The sequence below is a fragment of the Paenarthrobacter sp. NEAU-H11 genome (genome assembly GCF_050573415.1).
Classification (GTDB): domain Bacteria; phylum Actinomycetota; class Actinomycetes; order Actinomycetales; family Micrococcaceae; genus Arthrobacter.
On the sequence record NZ_JBNZGA010000006.1, the window covers coordinates 178,785 to 195,991 of the forward strand.

Below are 17,207 nucleotides of genomic sequence, written 5' to 3' on the forward strand. Positions count from 1 at the left end.
GGCTGTTGCCGATCGAACGGCTTCAGAACGGCAGCGCAACCAGGGCTATCAGGGCCGGCACGGTGGCGCCGAGGGTTCCCGGGATGCTGTCGCCCTTCTTCGGATAGTGGCCCATCATGTCCGCCAGGAACATGGCCGGAGCGGTCAGCACCATGTTCAGGCAGCAGTAGACCACCAGGGTGTAGCCCACCACCGGGTAGCCCATGTTCACAGCCACCACCCCGGCCAGGACTCCCAGGCCGATCACCAGGTTGCGGAACCCGGTGGGGATGGCCCACATCATCACGGCCGGAACGTTCCGCGGCGGGGTGCTCAGGAACTTTTGTGCCCCCGGCCGGTGCATCAGGAAGCTCTCCAGCGGGAACACCGCGATGTAGATCAGCGCGGCCAGCACCGCGAACAGCTGGGATACGGCGTTCATGAGGAAAAAGTACGACGCCGGCACCACCGGCCGCGATCCCCTCGCCGAGGCTTCAGGGGAGCTTGGGGAACCCCCACTTTGGGGGATTGCGCCGCGACCTGGCGGGCGGATACTTGACCTATGTGGGAGGAGCGTGCCGAGCGTGCCCGGCGGGAGATCGCCGCCCTGGCCGCCGGCGGGATGAGCCTGGCCGACCTTTATGAATCGGCGCTCGCCGTCGTGCAGCGGGCGGTGCCGTTCGAGCAGGGTTGCTGGGCCGGCGTGGACCCCGATTCCCTCGTGATGACCTCTGTTACCAACTGGAAGCCGTGGCCGGTTGGGGTGCGGGAGTACGAGGAGTACTCGGCCCGCTTCGCCGAAAGCGAATACACCGGCACCGAACCGAACAACTTCGCCGAGCTGCTGCGCCGCCCGCGGCCCATCGCCCGGATGTCCGATGCGCCGCACCGCGAGGTGGTCCGGAGTGTCCGGATCAACGACCTGCTCAAGCCCCAGGGCCTGGAGCACGAACTGCGGGCCGCCTTCCGGGTGGACGAGGCGTGCTGGGGAGTCGGCAGCATTTTTCGGGACGGCGGACATGATTTCACCGACCGCGAAGTCGAATTCCTCGGGGCCGTGACCGCCACGCTGGCGGCGGCTACCCGGATCGCCGTGCGAGCGGCGCACCCGTCGGGGCCGGCCGCCGTCGGGCCCGTGATTGTCCTGGCCGGGCTGCACGGCGAGCTGCGCGCGGCCACGTCCGCCGCCGCAGCCTGGCTGGCTGAGGTGGAGGACGCCGCGCCGGGCCGCTTCACGATGACGCTGCATTCAGTGGTGGCCCAGGCCCACGCCTCGAGGTCCGGGACGGCCCGGGCCAGGATGCGGGACGCCGGGAACAGCTGGGTGGTGCTGCAGGCCAGCCGCCTGATCACCGGGGACGACCCCCAGCAGATGGTGGTCACCGTGGAACCAGCCACCACGCACGACGTCGCCACCCTGCTGCTCGCGGCGTACGGCGTCACGGCGCGGGAGCGGGAGGTCTGCCTGGAGGTGCTGTCCGGAAGTCCGACGGCGGACATCGCCCGGCACCTGTTCATCTCCCCGCACACGGTGCATGACCACCTGAAGTCGCTCTACGGGAAAGTGGGCGTGGGCAGCCGCGGCGAACTGGTGGCCAGGCTGGCGGCGTGAGGCCGTGCTGAGGAGAGATGCCTGCGCGGCGAGACTCTACTGCCGGGCCGTGTCCGGAAGATGCCGGGCGGGGTCGAACCGGTCGAAGGACGACGCGCCGATCAGGAAAATGCCGCGCTGGGGGATCAGGAAATCGCCCAGGCGGGTCTGGACGCGCAGGGGTTGCGGGGCGCCGAGGTCTTCCCCGGCAAGTGCGGCAGTGCTCCGGGAGACAAACCACATCCGGCGGGGTTTGGCGCGGAAACCCTGGCGGTTGGGAACGGAGCCGGTCAGGCCGAGCCGCCCCGCCCCCAGCAACGGGCCTGAGGCGGCGCCCATGACCTTCAGGACTGATGTGTTCTCCAGAGCATGGCCCGGCATTGCGGTCAGCGCCGCCGTCATTGCGCGCGTAATGGGACTGGATTCCAGTTCCACGTCCCACGCCAGGCCCACGTCTCCGGCGATGCGCACGCTGAAGGCGGCGTCGCCGGTCCAGGCAACCTCGATGGGGCACTGGACCGCCGATTCCAGTGCAGCACCGAAGTAGCGGGCGCAGGAAACCTGGGGCGGGGCGTCGGCGTAGATGGTCCAGGAACCGGACGGCCGGCGCAGCCAGACTGACCGGTAGCCGGGCCCAACACTGGTGACGGGGAATCGGCGCATGGCCAGGACGTGGCCGGAACTGAACGGCAGCCCCATCACGCCGTAGCCGGAGAACCGTTCGTCCTCCCCGGGTCCAAGTTCGGCATGGTGTTCAACGTCGGAGGCCTGCTCCCGGATGCTCTTCATAGCCTTATGCCTCCGCCTCGAGTGGTGGCGCCAGTCTACGCCCGCAAGCGGGATCGCGGGCGGTCTTCTCCGGGGGGCTGGACGCTTGTATGCTGAGGAACGGAGAGCCGGGAAGCCTGGTCGGCCCGTAGGCAAACGCCTTCGGAACGCCCCGGCGCCGCCTTGGGCGTTCGCGTGACGGACCCGAGGAGCATACGGCTCATGGATACAGCACAACCTGTCATCGAAGCCCGCGGTCTTGCGAAGCACTTTGGCAGGACCAAAGCACTGGACGGCCTCAACCTGAGCGTGGCAGCGGGGGAGGTCCACGGGTTCCTCGGCCCCAACGGGGCTGGCAAATCCACCACGCTGAGGATACTGCTGGGGCTCATCCGTCCCACAGCAGGCTCGGTTCGCGTATTCGGGCTCGATCCCTGGGCCGATCCGGAGGCGGTGCACCGGGACGTCGCCTATGTTCCGGGCGATGTGAGCCTGTGGCCGAACCTTTCGGGCGGGGAAGTCATCGACCTGCTCACCGGACTGCGCGGCGGCGCGGACGAGAATCTGCGCCGCGAGCTCGTTGAGGAGTTTGAGTTCGACCCCCGGAAGAAGGCCCGGGCCTATTCGAGGGGCAACCGGCAGAAGGTCGCCCTGATTGCAGCGTTTGCCCGCCCGGCGCGGTTGTACTTGCTGGACGAGCCGAGCGCCGGCCTGGACCCGGTGATGGATGCCGTGTTTCGCCGCCAGATCGAACGGGTGACAGGGGACGGCGCCACGGTGCTGCTGTCCAGCCACATCCTCAGCGAGGTGGAGCAGCTGTGTGACCGGTTGACCATCATCCGGTCCGGCGTGGCCGTGGAAACGGGCACCCTGGGCGAACTCAGGCACCTGCAGCGTACGCATTTCCGCGTAACGGGACTGTCCGACGGTGTGCGGCTGGCTGCCGTGCCCGGAGCTCACGGGCTGAGCATCACTGACGGCGCAGCGGAGTTCGACGCCGATCCCTCGGATCTGGGCGCCGTGCTGGCGGCCATTGCGGAACCGGGGGTCACCGGCCTCTCCGTGGCGCCGCCGTCCCTGGAATCCCTGTTCCTGCGGCACTACAGCGACGGCGACAGCGGGGGAAACAGCGCCGGCAAGGGCCGCAGCAGCGAGGTGCGGTAATGAACGGCGTGCTGCGGCTGGTCCTGTTCCAGGCCAGGCGGGACAGGGTGGCGTTACCGGTCTGGATCCTGGGCATTTCGCTGCTCGGCGTTGCCACCTCGGCTGCCGTGGCAACGCAGTTCGGCGCTGAGTCATCGCAGGCGGCCATCCTTACTGTGGCGGCATCGAATCCCGCGTTCCTGTTCCTCCGCGGCCTGCCTGACGGGACCGGCACCGGTCCGGTGGTTTTCTTCACGGCCTACGCCTTCACCGCGGTCCTGGCCAGCCTGATGAGCACGTTCCTGGTGGTGCGCCATACCCGTTCGGACGAGGAACTCGGACGGGCTGAACTCTTGGGGTCCGTCCCAGCCCCGCGGGCAGCGTCCCTGATGGCAACGCTTCTGCTGGGCGCCGTTGCGAACCTGGTGCTGGCTGTCTTCGTTGCCGCCGGATTCATCGCTGCCGGACTGCCTGGCGAGGGCGCCGCGGGGGCCGGGGCCGCCGTCGGAACAGTCGGTGCCTGCTTTGTGGGCCTCGCCGCCGTGGCCGCCCAAGTGCTGCCCTCGGGCAGGAGCGCGAACGGTGCCGCCGCGGCCCTCGTGGGTGCGGCGTACCTGCTCCGCGGCCTGGGCGACGCACTGGGGACGCCGGCTGCGGACCTGCTCCACGTGTCAAGTGCCTGGCCGTCGCTGCTGTCGCCCATCGGCTGGGGCCAGCGCTCGCGGCCGTTCACGAGCCCGGATCCGTCCATGTTGCTGGTGCCGCTCGCTGCCGCCGTGGCCCTGGGAACTGTCGCCTTGGTGATTCGGCGACGGCGGGACGTGGGCGCCAGCCTGCTGATCCAGCGCAACGGCAGGGAGCGTGCCGGTGTGGGAGGCGCATCATTTGTCGGCCTGGCCTGGCGCCTGCAGCGGTCTACGCTGGCCGGCTGGTGCGTCGGTGCGGCCGCCCTGGGTGCCGTTGCAGGGGCCCTTGGCCCCCTGGTATCCGAGACCGTGTCCGGCATGGCTCCCATCAAGGAATTCATTGACCGGCTTGTCCCGGGCGGCCGGGCCGGGCTCATCGACGTGTTCGTCACCGCCCTGCTGGGCATCGCCGGAGTGTTCGCAGCGGCTGCAGGCATCCAGGCCGTGCTCAGGATGCGGGCTGAGGAGTCCGAGGGCAGGGCTGAACTGCTGCTGGCCACGCCGGCCTCCCGGACCCGCTGGCTCGGCGCGAACGTGCTCATCGCTGCGGCCTCCGCAACCGGCGTCACCGCCACGGCAGGCGCCGCTGCCGCCGTCGGCCTTGGCATGTCAGGTGCCGCCGGCGGTCCGGCGTGGTCGCTGGTTCCTGCGGCCCTGGCTTACGTTCCCGCGGCTCTGGTGTTCCTGGCAACCGCCGCGGCGGCCGTCGCGTTGGCGCCCCGGCTCAGCATCCTCCTGGGGTGGGGGTGGCTGGCAGCGGGGCTTGTCCTGGGAGAGTTCGGGGAGCTGTTCGGCCTGCCGCTGTGGCTGCAGGATGCCAGCCCGTTCCGGCACTCCTCTGCCATGCCGGTGGAGCCCTTCAACCAGGCCGGGGCGCTGGGCCTGGTTGCCGTTGCCGCGCTTGGGACTGGACTGGCGGCCTTCTCCCTCCGCCGCAGGGACCTTACGGCATGAGGCCGGGCCTTATGCCACCGGGACCAAGCAAAGGAACGCCTGGGTCCCGGTGGTGGCCAGGCTGGCGGCGTGAGGCGGTGCTGCCAATGAAATTACAGTGGATGCGCCGTCCCCAGGCGCGTAGAATTTAGCCGGCTCCGGTGGTTCCGGCCCGGTTCCTACTGTGCCTTTTGAGATGGATTTCATCATGCTTACGAAACTGCTCTGCAAACTGAACTTGGGACATCACTGGTTACTTGAAGAGGAACCCAAGGGGACCTTCCGCCGGCGGTGCACGCGATGCGGAAAGTACGATCACCGGACCCAAACGTGGACCGGGCACCTGGACTCCGGGGACCGACCGCCCCAGCACGACAGCCGGAAATACTACTGACAATGCTTCCGCGCACCGTCCGTGGCGGCGCCAGTCTACGCCCGGCTACCCACCGGCGGGAGTGACGCGGATGCGGGAGATGCGGAGCCGGTCCATCGCCGTCACGGTCAGCACGTGGCCGGCCACCTCCACCTTGTCGCCGACGCGGGGGAGGCGGCCCAGCCGGTCAATGACGAACCCGGCCACCGTCTCGTAGTGCCCTTCCGGCAGTTCGATGCCGGCGGCCGATTCGAACTCCTGCAGGATCAGCCCGCCGTCCACGTCCACCGCCCCGTTGGTCCTGGTGACGCGGTCCTCGGGTTCGGCCCCGGTGTCGTACTCGTCGTAGATCTCGCCCACGAGTTCCTCCACCAGGTCCTCCAGGGTGACGATGCCGTCCGTGCCGCCGTATTCGTCCACCACCAGCGCAATGTGCTGGCCCAGCCTGCGCATCCGCGACAGTGAGGGCAGAACCTTGTTGGTGCCGGGCAGCGGGAGGATCTCCCGCGCGATGTCACGCACCAGCCCGTCGTCGTACTTCCCGTCCCGGGGCATGAGGTCACGGACGTGGATGAAGCCCAGGACGTCGTCGGGCGTTCGGTCGATGACCGGATACCGTGAAAACGGGCCGTCCCGGACCATGCTGCGCACGGCCGCGATGGTGAGGTTGCCGTCGATGAAGGTCACGTCGGTGCGCGGCCGCATCACTTCCTGCAGCGAGCGGTCGCCGGCCCCGAAGACGTCGCTGAGGATGCTCCGGCTGTGTTCCTCCAGTTCCTCGCTCTCGGCCACCATGTCCCAGAGTTCTTCGGAGCTGACGCTCTCCTGCCTGGCGTGCGGATCGCCGCCGAAGAGCCGGACCACGGCGTCGGTGGAGACGGACAGGAGCCAGACGGCGGGGCGCATGATCTCGGAGAGGACCCCCAGCGGCGGGGCAAGGACCTTGGTGAAGCCGACAGCGCTTTGCATCGCCAGGCGCTTGGGCACCAGTTCGCCGAGCACCAGGGACAGGTAGGCCACCAGCAGCGTCATGCCGATGAACGCAGCAGGTTCGGCCGCGGCGCCGAACCCGATTCCCTCGAGGAGGGGCTCGACGTCGGGCGCGATGGTGGACGCGCCGTAGGCGGCCGAGAAGAAGCCGGACAGGGTCACGCCGATCTGCACGGTGGAGAGGAAGCGGTTGGGGTTGCCGGCCAGGGCAGCGATCCGGGCCCCGCGCTTCCCCGATTTTTCCATCCGGCGCACCTGGCTCTCGCGGAGGGACACCAGCGCCATTTCCGTCCCCGCGAACACCCCGCCCAGCAGCACGAAGAAAAGGACCAACAGGAAATTGAGCAGCGTATCCACGTCCATGCTCAGACACTATCGAATGGTGCCGTGCGGGTTACGCTTCCGGCCGTAGCGGCGCAGGGCGTCCTGCCAGCCGGAACCATGGGGAAAGTCCCGCCAGCTGGACTCCTCCCCGAGGGACTTTCGGCCCTTTCCCCGCCCGGGCCGGAGCGGCCATGGTTGGAGACATGCAGGAGCCCAGCCCCGCGCGCCCGGGCGCAGCAATGGATGGCCGGAGGGACCGGAACAATGACGATCCGTTCCGCCGGTACGCCACCCGTTTCGGCCGGCCAGTGAATGAAGTCCCGGACGCCCTCCGGAACTCCGGCAGCACCCCCAGGGACATAGCCCGGACGCTCAACCTGCCTGCGGCAGCGGTCGAGGGGCCCGCATCCTTCTTCGCCGATTTCGCAGCTCCCCGCGGGTCCCGGCATGTGCGGGTCTGCACTGCGGCGGCCTGTTTCGCTGCCACCGGCGGCACGCACGTTTCCGAGGTGGAAGAGGCGCTCGGGGTGCAGAGCGGCACCTGCAGCGGGGATGGATCCGTCTCGCTTCAGGCAGTGCGCTGCCTGGGCTACTGCTTCTCCGGTCCCGCAGCCCTGGATGGCGTGGTCCCGCATGCGGGGCCGGGGCTGGCAGCGCAGTTGCGTGGATCGGTGCCGCCGGAGGCCCCACCCATTCCGGTGGCCAGCGATGCCCGGGTCCCTGTGGTGACCGCGGGACTGCTCGGAGCATCGCCGCCCTGGTCCGTCTGGCCGGGCGTCGCCGCCGCAGCAGCACCCGGCGATGTCCTGGCTGAGGTCGACGCCGCGCAGCTTCGGGGCCGGGGCGGAGCCGGATTCCGCGCCGCCGCGAAATGGCGGGCAGCGCTTGAGCACCCTGCGCCGCGAGTGGTGGTGGCCAACGGGGACGAGGGCGATCCGGGTTCCTACGCCGACCGCCTCCTGATGGAACAGGATCCGCACCGGGTGCTTGAGGGCCTCGCCTTGGCGTGCTTCGCCGTCGGCGCCGCCACGGGAATCGTGTTTGTCCGTTCCGAGTACCCGCACGCTGCCGCCCGGCTGCGGGAGGCAGTGGCTGAAGCGCGCAGCGCAGGACTTCTCGGCCCGGATGCGGCGGGCAGCGGGTCCAGCCTGGAGTTCCACGTGGCTGAAGGCGCCGGGTCCTACGTCTCGGGGGAGGAGACGGCGCTGCTCAACGGGCTCGAAGGCCTGCGCGGGACCGTACGTCCGCGGCCGCCGTTTCCCACCGCGCGCGGACTCGGCGGCCGCCCCACTGTGGTCAACAACGTTGAAACCTTGAGTGCGGTCCCGTGGATCGTGCAGCACGGCGGAGCCGCCTACGCCGCGCTGGGGACTGCGGATGAGTCCGGCACCGTGCTCGCTTGCCTGTCCGAGCGTTTCCTCCGGCCCGGCGCATATGAGGTGGAGATCGGCACGCCGGTGCGGCGGATCGTGGAGGTTCTCGGGGGCGGGCTGCGCGATGGCAGGATACTGCGCGCCCTGCAGATCGGGGGACCGCTGGGAGGCTTCCTTGGCCCAGGGGACCTTGACCTGCCGCTGAGTAACGCGGCCCTGGCCACGCGCGGGGCCGCGCTGGGCCACGCGGGAATCGTCGCCTTTGATGACAGGGTCACCGGCGGGCAGGTGCTGGAGAACCTGTGGCAGTTCGCCGCGGAGGAGAGCTGCGGGCAGTGCTCGCCCTGCCGGGTGGGGGCCTGGCGCGGCCGTGCCCTCGCGGCGCTGCCGGATGGTGCTGCAGTCGAACATGAGCGCCGCGAAGTGCTGGGCACCATGGCGGCGGGCAGCCTGTGCGCCTTCGGCCGCCGCGTGCCGGCCGCGGTACGGAGCCTCGCCCGCGTCTACGGACTCGCCGGGTGGCCGGAGTGAAACTGTTCATTGATGGCACAGCCGTCGAGGTGCCGTCCGGAGCCACCCTGCTTGAGGCGGTGCGTGCGGCGGGCCTCGCCCTCCCCGCTTTGTGCCACGACGACCGGCTCAGCACGGTGGCGTCCTGCCGGACGTGCCTGGTGGACGTCAACGGCAGGGGTCTGGCCGCCGCCTGCAGCACCCCGGCCGAGGACGGCCTGCGCATCGACGTCGAGGCCTCCCGCGAAGTCCGGCGTGCTGCGCTGCAGGCCATCGTCGCCGGGTTGCCTCCCCGGGCGCTGGACATTCCGGCCGACCGCAGCGAACTGGTCCGCCAATGCGCCGAGTACGGGGTGGCTGCTCCGTCCGGAGTTGTCCTGCCGCCGGAGCGGGGCGTCGACCATTCGCACCCCTACGTCAAGCTTGACCGTGATCTCTGCATTGCCTGCGGCCGGTGCGTCCGTGCCTGTGCAGAAATCCAGGGTACGTTCGCCCTGACGCTCGTGGGCCGCGGGGCCGGCACCGTGGTGGCGCCGGGTACAGGCGGTCCCTGGGCGGAATCCGACTGCGTCTCCTGCGGGGCGTGCGTGGACACCTGCCCCACCGGAGCCCTGTCCGAACCGGGGCTGCTCAATCTGTTGCCGCTTGAGCGGCAGACCCTGACCACCTGCGGCTACTGCGGCGTGGGCTGCAGCCTGGAAGTCTCGACGCGCGGCAACACCATCATGACCGTCAAGCCCGCCGGGGACGGCTCGGTCAATCGCGGCCACGCCTGCGTCAAAGGGCGGTTTGCCCACGGCTTCCTCGGTTCCGCAGACCGGCTCACCACCCCGCTGATCCGCCGTAACGGAACGCTGACCCCGGCAACCTGGACAGAGGCAGTCGGGTTCGTGGCGGCACGCCTCGGCAGCATCCGGGACGGACAACCAGACGGGTTTGCCCTGATTTCCTCTGCCCGGGCCACCAACGAGGAGAACTACCTGGCCCAGAAATTCGCCCGGACCGTCATGGGGACCAACAACGTGGACAACTGTTCCCGGCTCTGCCATGCCCCTTCCGCGGCCGGCCTGGCCGCCACGTTCGGGCTGGGCGGCGGGACGAACCCGTTCGACGATTTGGAGCGGTGCGATGCGGTCCTCCTGGTGGGGGCGAACCCGACGGCGGCCCACCCGGTGGTAGGGTCCCGCATCTTCCAGCGCGTCATGGACGGCGCCCGCCTGGTGGTGGTGGATCCCCGGCGTACCTCGCTGGCCCGGTACGCCGACGTCCACCTCAGGCCCAGGCCGGGGACCAATGTGGCCGTGTTCAACGGCCTCGCGCACGTCCTGGTCAGGGAGGGCCTGGTGGACACCGCCTTCCTGGACCTGCACACCACCGGCTACGAGGAACTGTTTGGGCTGTTGGAAGACTACCCGCCGGAGCGGGTGGCCGCGATTTCCGGTGTCCCGGCGGACGACCTCGTGCAGGCGGCCCTTTTGTACGGGCAGGCGCTGGCGCCGGCCATCTTTTACGGCCTGGGCGTGACGGAACACCTCCACGGCACGGACGGTGTCCGGACGCTGTCCAACCTTGCCCTCCTGCGCGGCGCCGTGGGCCCGGGTGCAGGAGGCGGGGTGAACCCGCTGCGCGGCCAGAACAACGTTCAGGGCGCGTCCGACATGGGCGCCCTGCCGGACCTGCTGCCGGGTTACCAGAAGGTCCTGGACCCTGCGGCCAGGGCCCGGTGCGCCGGGACCTGGCGGGTCGATGTGCCGCCCCTGCCAGGGCTCAGGATCCGGCAGATGTTCGATGCCGCCCGGGCAGGGTCGCTGCAGGCGTTGTGGGTCATAGGCGAGGACGTTCTCACCACGGACCCTGACAGCACGGCCGTGCGGGCGGCCCTGGAGGCGTGCCCGCTGGTGATCTGCAACGACCTGTTCCTCTCCGCGACGGCCGCCGCAGCCGACGTCGTCTTCCCCGTGGCCGCCTGGCTGGAAAAGGACGGCACATTCGTCAACTTCGACAGGCGTTTCCAGCGGGTAAGGCAGGCAGTGGAGCCCCCGGCCGGCGTCCGCACCGATTTTGCGGTGCTGCATGCGGTTGCAGGCAGGATGGGCGCGGACCTTGGCTGCGCCACACCGGCTGAAGCCATGGCCGAATGCGCTGCCGTGGCGCCGCTGTTTGGCGGTATCTCGCACCCCCGCCTGGACCGCGAAGGGCCGCTGCACTGGCCGTGCGGGTCCGCCGACTCGGCGGGAACCCCCCGGTTATACCAGGAGAGGTTTGCCACCCCGGACGGGTTGGCCCACCTGGCAGCGAGGAACTACCTGCCCCCGGGCGAACAATGCGACGCCGAGTTTCCGTTCCTGCTGATCACCGGGCGCAGGGGGGAGCACTATAACTCCGGAAGTATGACCCGGCGGACCGGCAACCTGCGCCTGAGCGCAGACGAGACGGTGGACATCGAGCCCGGGGATGCTGCCGCCCTGGGACTGAACGACGGCGATCCGGTCCGGCTGGGCAGCAGGCACGGGTCGGCGGTCCTTCAGGCCAGGATCACCGACGAGGTGGAACCGGGCCAGGTGTTCGCCGGCTTCCATTTCCCCGGCGCATCGGTCAATAGCCTCACTTCCAGGGTGGAGGACGAGGTGACCGGATGTCCCGAATACAAGCTGACGGCAGTCCGCCTGTCCAGGTCCTGATGACAGTTGTGCGGACTGTCGGGGCGTCAGCAGCCTAGGACGCGCGGCCCTTCGCCAGGACCCGGCGCAGGACCGTGGCCGTCAGCCAGGTGACCAGGCTGCAGGCCGCGGCGCCCCAAAGGATGTCCGTTACGGCGACGATTGCGGTGAAGTCCTTGAGCACGGCAAACGCCGTCAGTGCCCAGGTGGCATAGGTGAAGAAGCCGAACAGCGCCGCGCCCGTGACCCGCTGCCGCATCGTTGCGTGTGCGTCGTTTGGCCGGACGCCGTAGTGCACCATCCCTGCTACAAAAATGAGGTAGAAGGCAACGGCGCCGGCAGGGTTGGGCCTGGGGGCAATCAGGTGGCCGATCTGGCTTTGGTAGAGGTTGCTCGCCACGAAGCTGATCCAGACGAGGTCCAGCACAGCGAAGATCACGGCGGTGACCGCGTAGGACAGCAGCCATCTCTTGGTTCGGGTGTTCATGCCTGGCTCCTTGACTCGGCGTAGAGGTTCTCCACGATGTGGCGGGCGTGTTCGGTGAACGCGGTGCGTTTGAGTTTCATGGTGGGCGTGACCATTCCGTTGGCCCCGCTGAGGTCTGCCAGGAGCAGCACGAACTTGCGCACCTGCTCGGAGCGGGCCAGTTTGGCGTTGGCGGCATTGACCGCCTTGCCGATGGTGCTGAGGAGGCGGGCGTCCTCGATCCGGACGGCGCCGCCGTCGTCCGGGATCCGCAGCCCGGCGAGGTCGTTGATGCCCTCGCGCTCGGCCCACGCCGTGACGGACTCGGGGTCCAGGAGCACCAGCCCGCCCAGGTACGGTTTGCCCTCGCCCACCATGACGGCGTGGGCCACCAGCGGATCACCCTCCACATAGCCTTCCCAGATGGCGGGGGTGATGGTCTTCCCGCCGGCGGTGACAATCACGTCCTTGATCCTGCCCTTGAGGGTCAGCCGTCCCAGCTCATCGAGCTCGCCGAGGTCTCCTGTGTGGAAGTACCCGTCCGTGAACGCATCCTGGTTGTCCGCCGGCCTGCGGTAGCCGGTGAACACGCCCACGCCGCGGGCCAGCACCTCGCCGCGGTCCGAGATGCGCACGGTGGTTCCCGGCATCGGGACGCCCACCGTGCCGGCGGCGATGGCGTCCGGCATATTCCCGGTCAGCGGCGCGGTGGTCTCCGTGAGGCCGTAGCCCTCGATGACGGGCAGGCCAAGGCCACGGAAGAACAGGGACAGCTCGGCGTCCAGTGCGGCGGCGCCGGACAGCAGGCAGTCCAAACGGCCACCCATCAAAGCGCGGAGCCGGGCGTAGAACGCGCGGTCGAACACTGCGTGCCGCGCACGCAGGCCGAACGGGGCACGCAAGGACGGGTCGGCGTCGTGCGCTTCAGCGAACCGGCCCCACTCCACAGCGGTCTGCTGCGCCGCAGCCCATACCCGCCCAAGGCGTTTCCGGGCCGCTGCGCCGGCAGCGGACGCCTGGATTTTCTGCAGCACCCGGGGGACCACCACCAGGAAGGTGGGCTTCAGGACCCCGAGGGCGGGCACCACGTCCTTGGGATTAGACAGGTGGGCGATGCGCATGCCGTTGGCCAGGCAGGTCAGCTGCAGGCCGCGGGCCAGCACGTGGGCCATGGGCAGGAAGATGACGGTGTTGCCGCCTTCGCGGACCACGCCCGTATATGCGGCGCCCACGTTGAGCACCTGGCCCACGAAGTTGCCGTGGGTGATCAGGGCGCCCTTGGGCGCGGCGGTGGTGCCGGAGGTGTAGACGATGGTGGCCACCGCGTTCAGGTCCGGCAGCAGGCGCCGCTCCTCAACGGTGCTGTCCGGGATGGCGGCGCCGCGCAGTTTCAGCTCGGCAAGGTCCGCGCCGGGACGTGCGTCCATGGTCCAGACGCCCAGGTTTGTCCGCCCGGCCTGTTCAAAGCCCTGTTCCAACAGGAGGGCGTGCCCGGCGGTGCCGGCGACGGCCAGGCGCACGGCGGCGTCGTCGAGGACCGCGGCCACCTGGGGCAGGGCGGAGGTTTCATAGACGGGGACCACGACGGCGGCGGCGAACCACGCTGCCATGTCCGCCACTGCCCATTCATACCGGGTGGGCGACATGATGGCGAGGGACTCGCCGGGCTGCAGGCCGGCGGCGATGAGGCCCTTGGCCAGGGCGCGCACCTCCTCGACGAACTGCCGCGTGGTCACCTGGCGCCACGGATCCGTGATGGCACCCTCCGGGGCCCGCACCTCGAAGGCAACATGGTCCGGGGACGTCCTGAACCGCTGCATCAGCAGCTCCGTGGCGTTCCGGTGGCTGGACGGTTCAACCAGCAGCGGGGTGGAGAACTCTCTCAAGCGGTGTCCTTTGTCGAAAGGGTATTCAGGTGGTTCTGCATGAGGTGCCGGGCGGTGTGGAGGAACCCGGCCACGGCGTCCTGCTGGGCGGCAGGCAGGGATTCGAGGTGCCGGTTGGTGGCATCCATGAGGGGCCGCATCAGGTTCATGATGTCCCGGGAGGCGGCGGCGGTGGCACTGACGTGGACATGGCGGCGGTCCCCTTCGCCGCGGAGGCGTTCCGCGTAGCCGCGGCTTTGCAGCCGGCTGACGATCGCGGTGGTGGTGGCGGCCGTGGCGCCCAGCTTCAGAGCGAGGTTTCCCACCGTCATGGGTCCGGACTGGGACAGCGTGGAGAGGGCGCGGTAGTCGGTGAGGTTGAGCCCCAACCTGTCCGCCACTTCGCGTTCAGTCTCGTTGGCCAGCGCCAGAACAGCCTGGAGGGCGACGGCGGCCGGATGGTACGACGGTGTGCTCATGGTTCCTCCCATCTTCGCTAGTCTATATAGTAATTAGATAACCTTGTAATCAAATCAGTTTGAAGAAGCGGAGTGCGCCGGGACCGCGTGGCTGCCGTCCCGGCTTGGGAAAGGAATGCCCTGATGAAGGATTCGGACCGTAAGGCGCTCATCATTTTTGTGGTCGCGGTGCTGGTGGGGGCGCTTGTCGCGTTCGCCGGCAGCCAGGGTGGTGCCACCGTGGGCGGGTTCCCCCTCTTTGCGCTGGGGGTGGCGGCCGCGTTCCTTATCCAGTGGCTGGCGTTTGTCCCGGCGTTCAAGGCGCAGACCGAGAAGTACTACGACCTCACCGGCGCCCTGACCTACATCTCCATCACCCTGCTCCTGGTTGTGCTGACCCCGGGTGAGGACGCGCGGGGGCTGCTGCTGGCGGCCATGGTGGTGGCGTGGGCCGTAAGGCTGGGGAGCTTCCTGTTCCGCCGCGTCAGCAAGCACGGCAAGGATGACCGGTTCGATGAGATCAAGCCATCGTTCATCCGGTTCCTGAACACCTGGACAGTGCAGGGGCTGTGGGTGGTCCTCACCGCGGCTGCTGCCTGGATTGCCATTACATCCGTCGCCCGGGTGGCGCTCGACGGGTGGGCGCTGGCGGGCTTCCTGGTGTGGGCTGGTGGCTTCGGCATCGAGGCTGTGGCGGACAACCAGAAGGGCCGGTTCAAGGCTGATCCGGCCAATAAGGGCCGCTTCATCTCCACCGGACTGTGGTCCAAGTCCCGGCACCCCAACTACTTCGGCGAGATTGTGCTCTGGACCGGCGTGCTCCTGATCGCCGTTCCGGTACTGCAGGGCTGGCAATGGCTGGCCCTGCTGTCTCCGCTCTTCGTGGCGCTGCTGCTGATCAAGGGCAGCGGCATCCCGCTGCTGGAGAAGAAGGCCGACCGGAAATGGGGCGGCGAGCCCGAGTACGAGGCCTACAAGAAAAACACCCCGGTCCTCATCCCAAAGCTGTAGGGCAAGTTGGCGGACGAGCTTCTTCAGGCGGAGCTAGGGACGCTGGCCTCTGGCACTGCCGCTCCGCGGTGGGTACGGTGTCCGCATGCAGAAGATATCGATTGATGCCCTGGCCCGCCAGCAGCTCGAGGCAGCGGTGGCGGCTCCCAGCGGGCGGGCGGCGGACACGGCGTTCGGCGGACATGAGAAAAAGCTGCGCCAGACGGTCATGGCCTTCCGTGCCGGCACGCAGCTGAGCGAGCACCAGAATCCCGGCGAGGCCACGGTCTACGTGATCAGGGGATCGGTCTGGCTGAAGTCCGGTGGTGAAGCCTGGCAGGGCAAGGCCGGGGATCTCTTGATTGTCCCGAATGGGCTGCACAGCCTTGAGGCCGAGGAGGACTCGGCGGTGCTGTTCACGGTGGTCAAAACGGACCGGTAGGGGCGGGGCGGCGGCTTCGGTGAAGCTGCTGCCGCCCGGAACCCGCCTCCCGCTGTCCCGGCGCAACCGGCGGGCACAAAGCCGGCCGCCGCTCACCGCGGATTTGCCGCCGCTCGGCGCAAGAATCATACGTTTGCTGACGATTTGCCTCATGATTGCCGGAGGCCACAGCGCCATAAGAGGGACTTTCGCCTCTGGAGGGGTATGCGCTGCGGCCGCGAACAGACATCGACGTCGTCGAACAAGCAAAGGGAACATCTATGGGCTGGCTGGACCGAGAACGAACTGTTGCCCCGCCGGGATTCAACCGCTGGCTGGTGCCCCCCGCCGCGCTCGCGGTCCACCTCTGCATCGGGCAGGCCTACGCCACGAGCGTATACAAGACCGCCCTGGTCAAGCACTTCGGCGCCAGCCTGACCGAGATCGGCGTGATCTTCTCCATCGCCATCGTGATGCTGGGGCTCTCGGCCGCGATCATGGGCACATGGGTGGACAAGAACGGCCCGCGCAAGGCGATGTTCACCTCGGCCATGTTCTGGGCCGGCGGCTTCCTGATCGGCTCGCTCGGCATCTTCACCCACCAGCTGTGGCTCGTGTACCTCGGCTACGGCTTCATCGGCGGCATCGGCCTGGGCATCGGCTACATCTCGCCCGTGTCCACCCTGATCAAGTGGTTCCCGGACCGGCCCGGCCTCGCCACCGGCATGGCCATCATGGGCTTCGGCGGCGGCGCGCTGATCGCCAGTCCCGTCTCCACGGCGCTGCTCAAGATGTACGATCCCAACTCCGGCGCCAAGGACTGGGTGGCCAGCGGCGATGCCGTGGGCAAGCTGTTCCTGACCCTCGCCGTCGTCTACCTTGCGTACATGCTCTTTGGCGCTTTCACCATCAAGGTCCCCGCCGACGGATGGAAGCCGGCAGGGTTCGACCCCGCCAAGGTCAAGGCCGCCAAGCTGGTCACCACGGAGAACGTCTCGGCGAAGAATGCCGTGAAGACACGCCAGTTCTGGCTGCTGTGGATCGCGCTGTTCTGCAACGTCACCGCGGGCATCGGCATCCTGGAGCAGGCCGCGCCCATGATCCAGGACTTCTTCCGCCAGTCCGACGGCGTGTCCCTGGTGAGTGCCGCCGTCGCCGCCGGCTTCGTGGGGCTCCTGTCCATCGGCAACATGGCGGGGCGTTTCGCCTGGTCCGCCACCTCCGACGTCACCGGCCGCAAGCGCATCTACATGGTGTACCTCGGCGTCGGCGCCGTCCTGTACACGGTGCTGGCGCTGGCCGGGTCCAGCACCACGTTCCTCTACGTGGCGCTCGCCTTCGTCATCATTTCGTTCTACGGCGGCGGCTTCGCCACCGTTCCGGCCTACCTGCGGGACCTCTTCGGGACCTTCCAGGTGGGGGCCATCCACGGCCGGCTGCTGACCGCCTGGTCCGCCGCCGGAGTGGCCGGGCCGCTGATCGTCAACGCGTTCCTGGATGCCCAGGGCAAGCCCGGCCAGTTGGACGCCGCGTCCTACCAGCCGGCGCTGCTGACCATGGTGGCGCTGCTGGTGGTCGGCTTCCTGGCCAACCTGATGGTCAAGCCGGTGGACGCACGATTCCACGAACCCCGCCCCGACCGCGGACGGGCACACGAACCTGCCATGGAGGCCTGAG

The 17,207-nt window shown here is 68.8% G+C and carries 15 protein-coding genes; 9 read left to right on the plus strand and 6 right to left on the minus strand.

Going from position 1 to position 17,207, the window contains the following annotated elements:
• Positions 1-22 precede the first annotated feature (22 nt).
• Complete coding sequence (locus ACQ3DC_RS10030; RefSeq protein WP_157238937.1) at positions 23-421, minus strand: DUF1304 domain-containing protein; 399 nt, start codon at positions 419-421, stop codon at positions 23-25.
• Positions 422-541: 120 nt separating this feature from the next.
• On the opposite strand from ACQ3DC_RS10030, the gene ACQ3DC_RS10035 reads away from it, so the two are divergent.
• Complete coding sequence (locus tag ACQ3DC_RS10035; RefSeq protein WP_430752129.1) at positions 542-1,591, plus strand: helix-turn-helix transcriptional regulator; 1,050 nt, start codon at positions 542-544, stop codon at positions 1,589-1,591.
• 36 nt (positions 1,592-1,627) lie between these two features.
• Here the strand turns inward: ACQ3DC_RS10035 and ACQ3DC_RS10040 are convergent, their stop codons facing one another.
• Positions 1,628-2,359, minus strand: coding sequence for a hypothetical protein (locus ACQ3DC_RS10040; protein ID WP_430752130.1), 732 nt, complete (start codon positions 2,357-2,359; stop codon positions 1,628-1,630).
• A gap of 201 nt (positions 2,360-2,560) precedes the next feature.
• Between ACQ3DC_RS10040 and ACQ3DC_RS10045 the strand changes: the two genes are divergently transcribed.
• From ACQ3DC_RS10045 to ACQ3DC_RS10055, 3 genes are all read left to right on the plus strand, one after another.
• Positions 2,561-3,502: an ATP-binding cassette domain-containing protein gene (locus ACQ3DC_RS10045; protein WP_430752131.1), complete on the plus strand. Its 942-nt coding sequence runs from the start codon at positions 2,561-2,563 to the stop codon at positions 3,500-3,502.
• Positions 3,502-5,121 (plus strand): ABC transporter permease, encoded by a 1,620-nt coding sequence (locus ACQ3DC_RS10050; protein ID WP_430752132.1) that lies wholly within the window; start codon positions 3,502-3,504, stop codon positions 5,119-5,121. The genes ACQ3DC_RS10045 and ACQ3DC_RS10050 overlap by 1 nt, the downstream gene beginning before the upstream one ends.
• Positions 5,122-5,308: 187 nt before the next feature.
• Entirely contained in the window at positions 5,309-5,494 is a 186-nt protein-coding gene (locus tag ACQ3DC_RS10055) for a DUF1660 family phage protein (protein ID WP_157238932.1), read from the plus strand.
• A gap of 45 nt (positions 5,495-5,539) precedes the next feature.
• On the opposite strand, the gene ACQ3DC_RS10060 is transcribed toward ACQ3DC_RS10055, so the two are convergent.
• Positions 5,540-6,826: a hemolysin family protein gene (locus tag ACQ3DC_RS10060; protein ID WP_157238931.1), complete on the minus strand. Its 1,287-nt coding sequence runs from the start codon at positions 6,824-6,826 to the stop codon at positions 5,540-5,542.
• Positions 6,827-6,990: 164 nt separating this feature from the next.
• Here ACQ3DC_RS10060 and ACQ3DC_RS10065 point away from each other — a divergent pair, with 164 nt between their 5' ends.
• Together ACQ3DC_RS10065 and fdhF are read left to right on the plus strand one after the other, a co-directional pair.
• Positions 6,991-8,691: an NAD(P)H-dependent oxidoreductase subunit E gene (locus tag ACQ3DC_RS10065; RefSeq protein ID WP_430752133.1), complete on the plus strand. Its 1,701-nt coding sequence runs from the start codon at positions 6,991-6,993 to the stop codon at positions 8,689-8,691.
• A complete protein-coding gene (fdhF, locus tag ACQ3DC_RS10070; RefSeq protein WP_430752134.1) occupies positions 8,688-11,351 on the plus strand; it encodes a formate dehydrogenase subunit alpha in 2,664 nt (887 codons plus the stop codon). Before ACQ3DC_RS10065 ends, fdhF begins: the two co-directional genes overlap by 4 nt.
• A gap of 34 nt (positions 11,352-11,385) precedes the next feature.
• Here the strand turns inward: fdhF and ACQ3DC_RS10075 are convergent, their stop codons facing one another.
• From ACQ3DC_RS10075 to ACQ3DC_RS10085, 3 genes are read right to left on the minus strand one after another with little or no spacing between them, the layout of a single operon-like run.
• On the minus strand, positions 11,386-11,817 hold the full coding sequence (locus tag ACQ3DC_RS10075) for a DUF2177 family protein (RefSeq protein WP_430752135.1): 432 nt from the start codon (positions 11,815-11,817) through the stop codon (positions 11,386-11,388).
• The gene (locus ACQ3DC_RS10080; RefSeq protein WP_430752136.1) at positions 11,814-13,682 is read right to left on the minus strand and encodes an AMP-dependent synthetase/ligase; all 1,869 of its coding nucleotides are present in this window, start codon (positions 13,680-13,682) and stop codon (positions 11,814-11,816) included. Before ACQ3DC_RS10080 ends, ACQ3DC_RS10075 begins: the two co-directional genes overlap by 4 nt.
• Positions 13,679-14,140, minus strand: coding sequence for a MarR family winged helix-turn-helix transcriptional regulator (locus ACQ3DC_RS10085; RefSeq protein ID WP_157238928.1), 462 nt, complete (start codon positions 14,138-14,140; stop codon positions 13,679-13,681). The genes ACQ3DC_RS10080 and ACQ3DC_RS10085 overlap by 4 nt, the downstream gene beginning before the upstream one ends.
• A gap of 123 nt (positions 14,141-14,263) precedes the next feature.
• Here ACQ3DC_RS10085 and ACQ3DC_RS10090 point away from each other — a divergent pair, with 123 nt between their 5' ends.
• The 3 genes from ACQ3DC_RS10090 (at position 14,264) to ACQ3DC_RS10100 (ending at position 17,206) form a co-directional block, all read left to right on the plus strand.
• Entirely contained in the window at positions 14,264-15,130 is an 867-nt protein-coding gene (locus tag ACQ3DC_RS10090) for a DUF1295 domain-containing protein (protein WP_430752137.1), read from the plus strand.
• Between the two features lie 85 nt (positions 15,131-15,215).
• On the plus strand, positions 15,216-15,551 hold the full coding sequence (locus tag ACQ3DC_RS10095; protein WP_157238926.1) for a cupin domain-containing protein: 336 nt from the start codon (positions 15,216-15,218) through the stop codon (positions 15,549-15,551).
• A 260-nt stretch (positions 15,552-15,811) separates the two neighbouring features.
• Entirely contained in the window at positions 15,812-17,206 is a 1,395-nt protein-coding gene (locus ACQ3DC_RS10100) for an OFA family MFS transporter (protein ID WP_157238925.1), read from the plus strand.
• The last annotated feature ends 1 nt before the right edge of the window (position 17,207 follow it).